Annotated in this window: 11 protein-coding genes; 4 read left to right on the forward strand and 7 right to left on the reverse strand. The window is 70.5% G+C overall.

Translation table 11 applies throughout. From position 1 onward, the window contains the following. Positions 1-30: 30 nt before the first annotated feature. The 6 genes from ADK54_RS31620 to pdhA form a co-directional block, all read right to left on the reverse strand. Positions 31-1,329 (reverse strand): MFS transporter, encoded by a 1,299-nt coding sequence (locus ADK54_RS31620; RefSeq protein WP_053729199.1) that lies wholly within the window; start codon positions 1,327-1,329, stop codon positions 31-33. Further along, a complete protein-coding gene (locus tag ADK54_RS31625; RefSeq protein WP_053729200.1) occupies positions 1,326-1,988 on the reverse strand; it encodes a GntR family transcriptional regulator in 663 nt (220 codons plus the stop codon). The genes ADK54_RS31620 and ADK54_RS31625 overlap by 4 nt, the downstream gene beginning before the upstream one ends. A 107-nt stretch (positions 1,989-2,095) precedes the next feature. Continuing rightward, complete coding sequence (locus tag ADK54_RS31630) at positions 2,096-2,542, reverse strand: hypothetical protein (protein WP_053729201.1); 447 nt, start codon at positions 2,540-2,542, stop codon at positions 2,096-2,098. A 284-nt stretch (positions 2,543-2,826) separates the two neighbouring features. Further along, positions 2,827-4,236, reverse strand: coding sequence for a dihydrolipoamide acetyltransferase family protein (locus tag ADK54_RS31635; RefSeq protein WP_053729202.1), 1,410 nt, complete (start codon positions 4,234-4,236; stop codon positions 2,827-2,829). 1 nt (position 4,237) lies between these two features. Beyond that, positions 4,238-5,218 carry an alpha-ketoacid dehydrogenase subunit beta gene (locus ADK54_RS31640; protein ID WP_053729203.1) on the reverse strand — a complete coding sequence of 327 codons (981 nt, stop codon included), beginning with the start codon at positions 5,216-5,218 and terminating at the stop codon, positions 4,238-4,240. Positions 5,219-5,220: 2 nt separating this feature from the next. Beyond that, entirely contained in the window at positions 5,221-6,375 is a 1,155-nt protein-coding gene (pdhA, locus tag ADK54_RS31645) for a pyruvate dehydrogenase (acetyl-transferring) E1 component subunit alpha (protein WP_053729204.1), read from the reverse strand. 385 nt (positions 6,376-6,760) lie between these two features. On the opposite strand from pdhA, the gene ADK54_RS31650 reads away from it, so the two are divergent. The 3 genes from ADK54_RS31650 (at position 6,761) to ADK54_RS31660 (ending at position 8,975) form a co-directional block, all read left to right on the forward strand. After that, positions 6,761-7,423, forward strand: coding sequence for a response regulator (locus ADK54_RS31650; protein WP_053729205.1), 663 nt, complete (start codon positions 6,761-6,763; stop codon positions 7,421-7,423). 106 nt (positions 7,424-7,529) lie between these two features. Then, positions 7,530-7,946 (forward strand): pyridoxamine 5'-phosphate oxidase family protein, encoded by a 417-nt coding sequence (locus ADK54_RS31655; protein WP_053729206.1) that lies wholly within the window; start codon positions 7,530-7,532, stop codon positions 7,944-7,946. A gap of 15 nt (positions 7,947-7,961) precedes the next feature. Continuing rightward, positions 7,962-8,975, forward strand: coding sequence for a phosphotransferase (locus tag ADK54_RS31660; protein WP_053729207.1), 1,014 nt, complete (start codon positions 7,962-7,964; stop codon positions 8,973-8,975). A 12-nt stretch (positions 8,976-8,987) separates the two neighbouring features. On the opposite strand, the gene ADK54_RS31665 is transcribed toward ADK54_RS31660, so the two are convergent. Next, positions 8,988-10,700, reverse strand: a complete 1,713-nt coding sequence (locus tag ADK54_RS31665) for a protein kinase domain-containing protein (protein WP_053729208.1) — start codon at positions 10,698-10,700, stop codon at positions 8,988-8,990. Positions 10,701-11,023: 323 nt separating this feature from the next. Between ADK54_RS31665 and ADK54_RS31670 the strand changes: the two genes are divergently transcribed. Next, positions 11,024-12,652: a protein kinase domain-containing protein gene (locus ADK54_RS31670; protein WP_053729209.1), complete on the forward strand. Its 1,629-nt coding sequence runs from the start codon at positions 11,024-11,026 to the stop codon at positions 12,650-12,652. The last annotated feature ends 137 nt before the right edge of the window (positions 12,653-12,789 follow it).

The raw sequence follows: 12,789 nt of genomic DNA on the forward strand, positions 1-12,789 counted from the left end.
GCGTTATGGGTCGCACCGCCGAGGCCCCGGCTACACCGGGACGTGCACGGCTTCCACTCTGCTCGCCACCAGGTGTTCCCGCTCGCGGCGCTGTGCCCGCACGCGCAGCCGCAGGATCTGGACCAGGCCAAGGGCCTCCAGGAAGAACACCGACGAGAACGCGATCCGGTAGTTGTCGCCGGTCGCATCAAGGAGCACGCCCACCGCGAGCAGCGTCGTCATGGAGGCGATGAAGCCGCCCATGTTGGTGATGCCGGACGCGGTGCCCTGGCGTTCCGGCGGGTTGGCGGGGCGCGAGAAGTCGAAGCCGATCATCGAGGCCGGCCCGCACGCGCCGAGCACCACGCACAGTGTGACGAGCAGCCACATCGGCGCGTGCGCCCCGGGATAGGCAATGGTGGCGGCCCACATGAGGGCGGTCACGCCTACGGTGCCGAGGGCCAGCGGCAGCCGGGCCGCGTGGTGGCGGGCGATGAGCTGGCCATACACCAGGCCCACGACCATGTTGGACAGCACCACAAGCGTCAGTAGTCCGCCCGCCGTGCCCCGGTCGAGGCCCTCCGACTCGACGAGGAACGGCATCCCCCACAGCAGCAGGAACACCATCGCGGGGAACTGCGTCGTGAAGTGCACCCACATCCCGAGCCGGGTGCCGGGCTCGCGCCACGACTCGGCGATCTGACGGCGCACGAACGCGGCCCCGGCGTGGTGCGCGGGCGGCGGCTCGTGGCCCTCGGGGTGGTCGCGCAGGAAGAGCAGCAGCAGGATCAGGACGGCGACCCCGGCGAGCGAGCTGCCCGCGAAGGTACCCGTCCAGCCGAAGCCGTGCAGGGCGCGTGCGATGACGAGGGTGGACACCAGGTTGCCGGCCATCCCGAACAGGGCGGCGACCTGCCCGATCATCGGCCCGTGCTTGGCGGGGAACCAGCGCGAGCCGAGCCGCAGCACGCTGATGAAGGTCATCGCGTCGCCGCAGCCGAGCAGCGCGCGGGAGCCGAGCGCGGTGGCGTACGAGGGCGACAGGGCGAAGCCGAGCTGCCCGACGGTGAACAGGACGGTCCCGAGCACCAACACCTTCTTGGTGCCGAGCCGGTCGACCATGAGGCCGACGGGTATCTGCATCCCCGCGTACACGAGCAGCTGGAGTATGGAGAAGGTGGAAAGCGCCGAGGCGTTGACGTGGAAGCGGTCGGCGGCGTCCAGGCCCGCGACCCCGAGCGAGGTGCGGAAGATGACGGCGACGAAGTAGACGCCGACGCCTATGCCCCACACGAACGCGGCCCTGCGCCCGCCCAGTGGCTGTGGCGCCGGCAGTGCTGACGAACTCATCGATCGTCCCCCCTGACCAGGACCTTGACCCAGCTGAGGTGCTGGCGCACACAGTGCGCGGCCCGCTCGCCGTCGCCGTCCCTGATGGCGTCGAGCATTTCCTCGTGCTCGGCGATGTTCTTGGCGATGCGGTCGGGCTGGGCGTGCATGACGGCCACCCCCATGCGCAGCTGGCGGTCCCGCATCTGGTCGTAGAGCCGGGCCAGGATCTCGTTCCCGGCGTTGCGCACGATCTCGGCGTGGAAGCAGCGGTCGCTGACGGCGACGGCGGCCAGGTCCCCGGCGGCGGCGTGCGCCTTCTGCTCGGCCAGGAGTTCCTGGAGGCGTACGACGAGGCGCTCCGGTGCGGGTACGGCTCTGCGCACCGCGAACTCCTCGACGAGCAGCCGGGTTTCGACCACGTCGGCGGTCTCCTGCGCGGAGACGGCGAGCACCAGGGCACCCTTCTTCGGGTAGAGCTTGAGCAGCCCTTCGACTTCGAGTTTGAGCAGGGCTTCGCGCACGGGCGTCCGCGAAACCCCGACCGCCTCGGCCAGTTCGCCCTCGGTGAGCAGCGTGCCGCCCTCGTAGCGGCGGTCGAGTACCGCCTGCTTCACGTGCATGTAGACGCGGTCGGCGGCGGGGGGCTGCTTGGTGGCGGGGGCCTGGGCGGGAGACATGCGCACAGGATAGATACAACAGGGGTGCATCAGAAAGTGGCGTCCGGATCGCGGGACGGGGCTCGGGCAAACCCGCACACCGGTGGCGATTTGCCCCATTTAGGGGCCTACTTGATGCCGGTCACCTTGCAGCCCTTGGGCAGCTTGGGGAAGTCCTGCACCTGGTACGGGGCACCGGGGCCGCCCTCGACTTTGGTCCTGAGCTGCGGGGCGGTGCCGTACGGCTTGAGGATCTCGGCGTGGATACCGGCCGAGGCGGGCAGCTCGGGGCGCTTGCGGTCGAGCGTGCCGAGGCTCGGGATCGGGTGGCCGGGGCCGTCCTTGAAGGTGACCGTCGGGCCACTGGGGCTCAGGGTCATGAGCGCGGAGGTGCCGGCACCGATGTCGGCCTCCAGGGAGGCGATGCAGGCCTTGGAAGCCGGGGCCCTGACCGGGGCGGAGGCGGCCGGAGCACGCGTCTGCGGGGTGGCGGCCGTCGAGGCCAACAGCGCTCCGGCGAGGGCGGCGGCCGTCGCGATCGCGGCGCCGAGCGGGGCACGGGCGTACATCGGCATGGACACTCCCCTCGGGAACCCCGTTCTGCGCGGCTCACAGGGCGGCACCCGGGTCACGGGGCGCCGACCGGGCCACAGCGTTGCACCCGCGGCCACGCGGCGCCACCTCGGGCCACAGCGTGACACCCGGGGCGCGGCGCCCTGACCGGGTCACGGCGCGGGCGGAGCACGCCGCCCATCCCCTCACTCTCCGCCCGGCCCACAGCCCTGTCCACCCGGGCCCGGCCCGGACGCACCTCGGCCCCCGGCGCGTACGGAGACGCGCCGGGGGCCGAGCGGGGTGGTCAGCCCCAGGTGATGAGCCGCTTCGGCTGTTCCAGGACCGCCGCCACATCGGCGAGGACCTTCGAGCCGAGCTCGCCGTCGACCAGGCGGTGGTCGAAGGAGAGCGCGAGCGTGGTGACCTGGCGCGGCTTGACCTTGCCCTTGTGGACCCACGGCTGGAGCTTGATCGCACCGACCGCGAGGATCGCGGACTCGCCCGGGTTCAGGATCGGGGTGCCGGTGTCCACGCCGAACACGCCGACGTTGGTGATGGTCACCGTGCCGCCCGACATCGCCGCGGGCGACGTCTTGCCCTCGCGCGCCGTCGACACCAACTCACCCAGCGACTCGGCCAGTTGCGGCAGGGTCTTGGCGTGGGCGTCCTTGATGTTCGGGACGATGAGACCGCGCGGGGTCGCCGCCGCGATGCCCAGGTTCACATAGTGCTTGAGGACGATCTCCTGGTTCGCCTCGTCCCAGGACGCGTTGACGTCCGGGTTGCGCTTGATCGCGACCAGGAGCGCCTTGGCGATCAGGAGCAGCGGGTTGACCCTCAAGCCCGCCATGTCCTTGTCGGACTTCAGCTGCTCGACCAGCTTCATCGTCCGCGTCACGTCGACCGTCACGAACTCCGTGACGTGCGGCGCGGTGAACGCCGAGCCGATCATGGCCTGGGCGGTCGCCTTGCGTACGCCCTTGACCGGGATTCGCGTCTCGCGGGCGTCGGAGGCCTGAACGACCGCCGCCGGAGCGGGAGTTGTTTCACGTGAAACAGGCGCGGTTTCGACGGCCGGTGCGGCCGCCGCGTGCACGTCCTCGCGGGTGACGATGCCGTCGGGGCCGGTCGGCACCACGGTGGCGAGGTCGATGCCGAGGTCCTTGGCCAGCTTGCGGACCGGGGGCTTGGCGAGCGGGCGGGCCGAGGCCGGAGCCTGGCCGTTGAGCTCGGTCTGCACGGCACGCAGGGCCTCGGCCGGGGCCTGCTCGGGAACCGAAATCCCCTTGCGCGGGCGGCGCTTGGTCGAGGCCTCGGACACCCCGTAGCCGACCAGGACGGGCTGGCGCCCCTTGGGCGCCTCCTCCTCGGCGGATTCTGCGGCCTCCGCGAGCGCGGCGGGCTCGGCGGCGGACGGCGCCTCGGCGAGCGGGGCGGGCCCGCTGCCCGGCGCCACGTCGACGGTGATGATGGCCGTGCCGACGTCGACCGTCACGCCCTCTTCGAAGTGCAGCTTCTGCACCACGCCGTCGTAGGGGATGGGGAGTTCGACGGCAGCCTTCGCGGTCTCGACCTCACACACCACCTGGCCGTCGGTGACGGTGTCGCCGGGCTGGACGTACCACTTGAGGATCTCCGCCTCGGTGAGCCCCTCGCCGACGTCCGGCATCTTGAACTCGCGGTAGCGGGCAGCGTTCTCAGTCATGGTCGTCACCTCAGTACGCCAGCGAGCGGTCGACGGCGTCGAGCACCCGGTCGAGACCCGGCAGGTACTCCTCCTCCAGGCGCGCCGGCGGGTACGGGGCGTGGTAGCCGCCGACCCGGAGCACCGGGGCCTCCAGGTGGTAGAAGCAGCGCTCGGTGATCCGAGCGGCGATCTCCGCTCCGGCGCCGTAGAAGACCGGCGCCTCGTGGACGACGACCAGGCGACGGGTCCGCTCGACCGAGGCCTGGACGGCGTCGAAGTCGATCGGGGACATCGAGCGCAGGTCCACGACCTCGATCGACTTGCCCTCTTCCTGAGCGGCGGCGGCAGCTTCGAGACAGACCTTCACCATCGGGCCGTAGGCGACCAGCGTGAGGTCCGAACCGGCACGCACCGTACGGGCCTTGTGCAGCGGAGCCGGGATGGCCTCGGTGTCGACCTCGCCCTTGTCCCAGTAGCGGCGCTTCGGCTCGAAGAAGATCACCGGGTCGTCGGACTGGATGGCCTGCTGCATCATCCAATACGCGTCCGATGCGTTCGAGGGGCTGACCACCTTCAGGCCCGCCACGTGCGCGAACAGCGCCTCGGGCGACTCGCTGTGGTGCTCGACCGCGCCGATTCCGCCGCCGTACGGGATGCGGACGACGACCGGCAGCTTGATCTTGCCGAGCGCGCGGGCGTGCATCTTCGCGAGCTGGGTGACGATCTGGTCGTACGCCGGGAAGACGAAACCGTCGAACTGGATCTCCACGACGGGCCGGTAGCCGCGCAGGGCCAGGCCGATCGCGGTGCCGACGATGCCGGACTCGGCCAGCGGGGTGTCGATCACCCGGTCCTCGCCGAAGTCCTTGAAGAGGCCATCGGTGACCCGGAAGACACCGCCGAGCTTGCCGACGTCCTCGCCCATGACCAGGACCTTGGGGTCGGTCTCCATCGCCTTGCGCAGCGATTCGTTGATCGCCTTGGCGATCGGCAACTTCTGTACGGTCATGGCTAGTTGCCCTCTCCGTCCGCGAACGATGCCTGGTAGGCGGCGAACTGGGCTCGCTCCTCGTCGACCAGCGCGTGGCCGTCGGCGTAGATGTTCTCGAAGATCGCCATGGGCTCGGGGTCGGGCATGGCACGGACCGCCTCGCGCACCCGCTTGCCCAGCGTCTCCGACTCGGTCTCCAGCTCCTCGAAGAATGCGGCGTCCGCGTGGCCCGCGCTCTCCAGGTAGGCGCGAAGGCGCAGGATCGGGTCCTTGGCCTCCCACGCCTCGCGCTCCTCGTCGGCCCGGTACTTCGTCGGGTCGTCGGAGGTGGTGTGCGCGCCCATCCGGTAGGTGAACGCCTCGACCAGGGTGGGCCCTTCGCCCCGGCGGGCCCGCTCCAGGGCGGACTTCGTCACGGCCAGGCAGGCCAGCACGTCGTTGCCGTCGACCCGCACGCCGGGGAAGCCGAAGCCCTGCGCGCGCTGGTAGAGCGGCACGCGCATCTGCTTCTCGGTGGGCTCGGAGATCGCCCACTGGTTGTTCTGGCAGAAGAACACGACCGGGGCGTTGTAGACGGCGGAGAAGGTGAAGGCCTCCGCCACGTCGCCCTGGCTGGAGGCGCCGTCACCGAAGTAGGCGACCACGGCGCTGTCCGCGCCGTCCTTGGTGATGCCCATCGCGTAACCGGTCGCGTGCAGCGTCTGCGAGCCGATGACGATCGTGTACAGGTGGAAATTGTTGCTGTTGGGGTCCCAGCCACCGTGGTTGACGCCACGGAACATGCCGAGGAGGTTCGTCGGGTCGACGCCCCGGCACCAGGCGACGCCGTGCTCGCGGTAGGTCGGGAAGACGTAGTCGTCGTCCCGCAGCGCGCGCCCGGAGCCGATCTGGGCGGCCTCCTGGCCGAGCAGCGAGGCCCACAGGCCCAGCTCGCCCTGGCGTTGCAGGGAAGTGGCCTCGGCGTCGAAACGCCGGGTCAGCACCATGTCGCGGTAGAGACCGCGCAGTTCCTCGGGACTCAGGTCGACGTCGTAATCAGGGTGCTCGACCCGCTCGCCCTCGGGCGTCAGCAGCTGTACGAGCTCGGGCTCGGCGGCCGTCTTCCTTGCGCCGGCACCGGCGGTGCGCTTGCTGCTGCGTCGCGGCTTGCGCGCGGCAGTGCTCTCCACGGTCACGTGCGTGCTCCTCCGTCTGTCCGGCTCCCGGGTTCGCCGGTGAGCCTGGGGGTCCCCCACGCTCGTCCAGAGCTTGGGGGAGGCTCGCCTGTCCGTCTCAAGTGCACGGGGTGTGTGCGCTCGGCCGGGGATCAGGCGTGACAGGTGCCCCGGCGAGCGCCCTGCCAAAGGCACGTTACCCAGTGCTGCGCATTACTGCGAAACCCCACTTGACCTGCGATTTTGCTTGGATTTCCAAGTAAATCGAGAAACTGGGGAACAGTCGCTGGTCACAGCCTTGCAGGCCGCCGGAACAACGGCACGTTATCCCGGTCACGCAGGTTCGGGAAGGGGTCACTTATGGCACTCTTCGGCGTGCTTCGGATGAATGTGTGAGACTGATTCCGTGCGCGAAACAGGCAAAATCACCGTATTCCTGCTCGATGACCACGAGGTGGTCCGTCGCGGCGTCCACGAAATGCTCTCCGTCGAGGAGGACATCGAAGTGGTCGGCGAGGCCGGCACCGCCGCTGACGCCCTCGTCAGGATTCCCGCCACCCGCCCCGATGTCGCCGTGCTCGACGTCCGGCTCCCGGACGGCAGCGGAGTCGAGGTCTGCCGCGAAATCCGTTCGCAGAACGAGGACATCAAATGCCTGATGCTCACCTCGTTCGCGGACGACGAGGCCCTCTTCGACGCGATCATGGCCGGGGCCTCCGGATACGTCCTCAAGGCGATCCGCGGCAGCGAACTCCTGACGGCCGTACGGGATGTGGCGGCCGGCAAGTCGCTGCTCGACCCGGTGGCCACCGCCCGCGTCCTGGAGCGGCTGCGCGACGGCGGCAAGAGCAAGGGCGACGACCGCCTGGCCAACCTCACCGAGCAGGAACGCAAGATCCTCGACCTGATCGGCGAGGGCCTCACCAACCGCGTGATCGGCGAGCGCCTGCACCTCGCGGAGAAGACGATCAAGAACTACGTCTCCTCGCTGCTTTCCAAGCTCGGCATGGAGCGCCGCTCCCAGGCCGCCGCGTACGTCGCCCGCATCCAGGCCGAGAAGAACCACTGAGCACCTCTCACCGACGGGGCCCGGGCCGGTCATTCGGGACCTAGGGCCCTGATGCGCGGGGCCGCGGGCTCTTTCACCGGCCGCCGCGGGCCGCAAAGGTGGGGGCATGTCCTTCGAGGAAGCCCGCGCCATCGAGCTGCTCGGCCGCGTTCCGTACGGCCGCGTCGCGACCAGCATGCGAGCCCTGCCGTTCGTGGCCCCGGCCCGCCACATCGTGGTCGACGGCTGCGTCCTGCTGCGCCTGCACGCGGGCCTCGGCTACCACCACGCCTGCCTGGGCAGCGTGGTCGCCTACGGCGCGGACAACCTCAGCTCGGGCGAGCTCGACGTGTGGTCGGTGCAGTTCACCGGGACCGCGGACCCCTTCGAGCCGACCGCCGAGGAGCTGAAGCTGTTCGGCGACGAACCCCGCGAGGTCGACGGAAAGCCCTTCGACGCCGTGTACATGCGCATCGCACCCCAGTTCGTGACCGTCCATTCGCTGGACTACTCCAAAGAGCGACAACTCAAGTACGCGGCGTGATCTAACATCTGAAGAGTGCCGCGCTCATCTGCAACTCCACCTGTGGGCGACCTCCTTCGCCGCTACGAGTCCCCCGGTGAGCCGCTCTCCTGCGAACGGGTCGCCCAGGGCCTGCTGAACCGCGGCTACCGGCTCGCCACCACTCGCGGCGACTACTTCCTCAAGCACCACCTGGACGGCGACCACGAAGCCATCGCCCGCCAGCACCGCGCCACCGAACGCCTCCAGGCCCTCGGCGTGCCCGTCGCCCCGCCCGTACCGGACGCCGACGGCGACACCGTCGCGGTGATCGGCGGCCACTGCTACGCCCTGCACCCCTGGGTCCACGGCCGCCACCGCGACGGAGCCCAGCTCTGCGCCGTGGAGTCCCGCCGGCTCGGGGCCCTGCTCGGGCTCGTGCACACCTGCCTGGCCCAGGTCATGGAGCCCGACGTGCCACAGGCCGAGCATCTCAGCGCCGACCCCGCGGACACCCTCGCGCTCATCGACGACCTGGTGGCGCGGGCCCGCAGGCACCGGCCCCGGGACGCCTTCGACGAACTCGCCGAACACCGGCTCCTGGAGCGGCGGGTGCTGCTCGGCCAGCACGCCCACCGCCGCCCCCCGGCCCCCGCCACCGGCGCCTGGGTGCACGGCGACTTCCACCCGCTGAACCTGCTGTACCGGGGCGAGGGCCGCTCGGCCGAGCCCGCCGCGATCGTCGACTGGGACCGGCTCGGTGTCCAGCCGCGCGCCGAGGAGGCGGTCCGGGCCGCCGCGATCTTCTTCGTACGCCCCTCGGGCGAGCTGGAACTGGCGAAGGTACGGGCGTACGCGCGAGCCTACCGGCGGGCCGCCGGGGCGGATGCCGAGGAACTGGCGGCCGCCGTGCACCGGGTGTGGTGGGAGCGGCTCAACGACTTCTGGATCCTGCGCTGGCGCTACCAGCTCCACGACCGAAGGGCCGACCCGCAGTTTCCTGCGGCGTCGGCCCTGGCGGTCTGGTGGACCCGCGAGTACGAGGCGGTGTGCGAGGCCTTCGCGGGGTGAGCTCGGCTCCGGTCAGGGGGTCGGCTTGGTGCCACCGGGGCCGCTGGAGGTGCCCGTGTTCCCGGAGCTGGTGCCGTGGGTGGTCCCCGTGTTCCCGGACGACGTCCCCGTGTTGCCACTGGACGTGCCGGTGTTCCCGGAGCTGGTGCCGTCGGTGGTCCCCGTGTTCCCGGACGACGTCCCCGTGTTGCCACTGGACGTGCCCGTGTTCCCGGAGCTGGTGCCCTCGTTCCCGGAACTGGTGCCCTGGTCGGTGCCCTGGCTCGTGCCGGACGAGGTGCCCTGGTCCGTGCCCGGCGAGGGGGAGGAGTGCGACTTGCTCGGCGTCGGCGAGGAGGAGCGCGAACGGTGCGTGGAGGGCGACTCCCCGTTGCCGTTCGAGCTGCTGCTGTACGACTGGCCCTGGCTGGTGCCCGGGGTGTCCGCCGTCGACGGGGTGTCCGACTGGGAGACCGACGGCGAGGTCTTCGGCGTCTCCGAGGTCGTGCCCCCGCCGCCGCCACCGCCGCCCGAACTGTTCGTGGCGTTCAGCGCGAAGGCGACGCCCGCCGCGATCGCGATGATCGCGAGCACCACGAACAGCACCATCTTGCCGCCGCGGCCGCCACCCTGCTTGTGGCCGCCGTGTCCGTAGCCGTCGTAACCGCCGTCGTCCGGGTTCATCGGCGGCAGGATCGGCCCGCCGAACTGCGAGGTGTCCCCGTGCACGGGGTGGCCCATGGCCGCCGTCGCGCCGGGGCTGCCCATCGCCGGGGTGTGGGCGCCCTCGTGCATCAGCTCGACCGGGCCGGTGTTCCAGGTGCCGGTGTGGCCGCCCTGCGCCTGGAGCATCTGCAGGCCGTACTGGACCAGGCCGCGCATCTCCTCGGCGGACTGGAAACGGTCGTCCGGGTCCTTGGCGAGAGAACGCATGACGAGGCCGTCGAGTTCCGGCGGCGCGACATGCGCCACCTGCGACGGCGGCACCGGCATGTCCTGGACGTGCTGGTAGACCACGCTCAGCGGCGTCTCGCCGACGAACGGGGGCCGCAGCGCGAGGAGTTCGTACAGCAGGCAGCCGGTCGCGTACAGGTCGGAGCGGTGGTCGACGGCCTTGCCGAGCGCCTGCTCGGGCGAGAGGTACTGCGGGGTGCCCATGACCATGCCGGTCTGGGTCATCGTCGACTGGGCGCCGTGCAGCGCCCGCGCGATGCCGAAGTCCATGACCTTGACCGCACCGGTGTCCGTGATGATCACGTTGGCGGGCTTGATGTCACGGTGCACGATGCCGTGCTGGTGCGAGTACGCGAGCGCTTCCAGGACCCCGGAGACGATGATCAGCGCCTGCTCCGGAGGCGGCGCGTCCGCGTCCACCAGGAGGTCACGGATGGTGCGGCCCTCGACCAGCTCCATCACGATGTACGGGACGGTCTGGCCGCCCACGAAGTCCTCACCGGAGTCGTACACCGCCACCACCGCGTGGTGGTTGAGTCCGGCCACCGACTGTGCCTCACGCGTGAAGCGCGCCTTGGACACCGGGTCCTCGGCGAGATCGGCGCGGAGCAGCTTCACGGCGACGGTGCGGCCCAGGCGCACGTCCTCGGCGGCGAACACCTCCGCCATGCCGCCGCGCCCCAGCCGGTGGGTGAGGCGATAGCGGCCGTCGCCGACGAGTCCGCCGACCCACGACTCGTGGTCCTGCGCATCGGCCATCCCGGCGCCGTTTCCGTCGGGTTCGGGTGCCATCAGTCCTCGCCGTCGTATCTGGCCGCGTCCGCGGTCTTCCTTACGGTCTTCCGTCGTGCTCTTCCGCTGGTTGTGCAGTAGTGCACGCTACAGCGTCAACACGGGGCGCCGGTCCGGGATGGACCGGCCATCCAAACGGTTCCGTGTGTACCCATGCAAATCCCGTACGTTTTCGATGCCGGTCCTGTAACGCTTGCGAGACTCTTCCAGTGCGTACGGTCACGGAACGGGCACCCGGCTTGACGTGGGTGCCCCCTCGGGCAGACTTGGCCTGAAAAATCGAGGATCAGCACTGGCCACCGCGCCAAGGGGGATGCACAGTCATGAGCCAGGACGGCGCACACGGCCGCTATGCGGGCGGATCCATCGCGGGCGGGCGCTACCAGCTGCGCGACCTCCTCGGCGAGGGCGGCATGGCCTCGGTGTACCTCGCGTACGACTCGGCGCTGGACCGCCAGGTCGCCATCAAGACGCTGCACACCGAACTCGGCCGGGAACAGTCGTTCCGCGAGCGGTTCCGCCGTGAGGCCCAGGCCGTCGCCAAGCTGCAGCACACCAACATCGTCTCCGTCTTCGACACCGGCGAGGACACGCTGACATTCAGCGGCTCCGCCGCGGGCGGCGACGGCGTGATGCCGTACATCGTCATGGAGTACGTGGAGGGCGAGCCGCTCGGCTCGACTCTGCACCGCGACATCCAGCAGTACGGCGCGATGCCCGCCGACAAGGCACTCAAGGTGACCGCCGACGTGCTGGCCGCCCTTGAGGTCAGCCACGAGATGGGCCTGGTCCACCGGGACATCAAGCCGGGCAACGTCATGATGACCAAGCGCGGCGTCGTCAAGGTCATGGACTTCGGCATCGCCCGCGCCATGCAGTCCGGCGTCACGTCCATGACCCAGACCGGCATGGTCGTCGGCACCCCCCAGTACCTGTCGCCCGAGCAGGCCCTTGGCCGGGGCGTGGACGCCCGCTCCGACCTGTACTCGGTCGGCATCATGCTCTTCCAGCTGCTGACCGGGCGCATCCCCTTCGACGCGGACTCGCCGCTGGCGATCGCGTACGCACACGTCCAGGAGGAGCCGGTCGCGCCCTCCTCGGTCAACCGGTCGATCACCCCGGCCGTGGACGCGCTGGTCGCCCGCGCACTGAAGAAAAACCCGAACGAGCGCTTCCCGAGCGCCCAGGCCATGCACGACGAGATCCTGCGGATCGCCAACGCCGGCCAGATGGGCGCGGCCCCGGTCATCACCAGCGGCGCCCCGCCCGTCAGCGGCGCGGGCGTCGGCGCGACGGTCTTCCCGCCGCTCGACTCCCAGGCCGCACCCGGCCTCCAGGGCAACGTGCAGACGCCGTACCAGCCGGGCCCCTACGGTCCGCCCACCCCGGCGCCGACCCCGCAGCCCGCGTACGGCTACCCGCAGCAGGCCCCGCAGTCCGCCCCGATGGCGGCCCAGACACCGCCGCCGTACGCGATCTCCCCGCAGGCCACTCCGGCCGCCTCCGGCGGTTCGAAGCGGAACACCCCGGTGATCGTGGGCGCGATCGCGGTGGCGCTGCTCGCGATCGGCGGCCTGGTCACCGCGGTGATGATGAACAACAACAACGACTCGGGCGGCGGCGACGCCAAGGCCAGCAGCTCGTCGTCGGCCGCCGGGCACAAGGGCCCGGAGCGCGACCGCACGATGGACGCCGAGAAGTGCACCTCGCCGCAGACCTCCACGGTGGACCCGGGCAAGGTCCAGTCGCCGGACTTCACGTACAAGGACATCCTGTCGGTGAAGTCCTGTATCCAGGCCGCGGGCTGGAAGGTCAACACCGAGACCGTCGACAACGGCCAGTGGGGCCAGGACGTGGTGATCAGCCAGTTCCCCGCCGCCGGTGTGGACGTCGACAAGAAGAACGCGCAGTTCACGCTGCAGATCTCGTCGGGCAACGCGCCCGCGCAGTAGGCACGCACCGCTTGTGCGGACAAGGCCCGGCACCAGGGGTGCCGGGCCTTGTCGCATGCGGAGGAGGTGTCGGACGGCGCTGCCCCGTCCCATTCGGCGCACGCCCGTCCGCTCCCGGGATGCCGCACAACTCGCCC

The organism is Streptomyces sp. WM6378 (assembly GCF_001279695.1).
Classification (GTDB): domain Bacteria; phylum Actinomycetota; class Actinomycetes; order Streptomycetales; family Streptomycetaceae; genus Streptomyces.

Bases quoted from the DNA above. Each gene is read 5' to 3' on its own strand.
- ADK54_RS31630 (WP_053729201.1), bottom strand. From the start codon at position 2,542: ATGCCGATGTACGCCCGTGCCCCGCTCGGCGCCGCGATCGCGACGGCC.
- ADK54_RS31625 (WP_053729200.1), bottom strand. From the start codon at position 1,988: ATGTCTCCCGCCCAGGCCCCCGCCACCAAGCAGCCCCCCGCCGCCGAC.
- ADK54_RS31665 (WP_053729208.1), bottom strand. From the start codon at position 10,700: ATGGCACCCGAACCCGACGGAAACGGCGCCGGGATGGCCGATGCGCAG.
- ADK54_RS31655 (WP_053729206.1), top strand. From the start codon at position 7,530: ATGTCCTTCGAGGAAGCCCGCGCCATCGAGCTGCTCGGCCGCGTTCCG.
- ADK54_RS31620 (WP_053729199.1), bottom strand. From the start codon at position 1,329: ATGAGTTCGTCAGCACTGCCGGCGCCACAGCCACTGGGCGGGCGCAGG.
- ADK54_RS31670 (WP_053729209.1), top strand. From the start codon at position 11,024: ATGAGCCAGGACGGCGCACACGGCCGCTATGCGGGCGGATCCATCGCG.
- ADK54_RS31640 (WP_053729203.1), bottom strand. From the start codon at position 5,218: ATGACCGTACAGAAGTTGCCGATCGCCAAGGCGATCAACGAATCGCTG.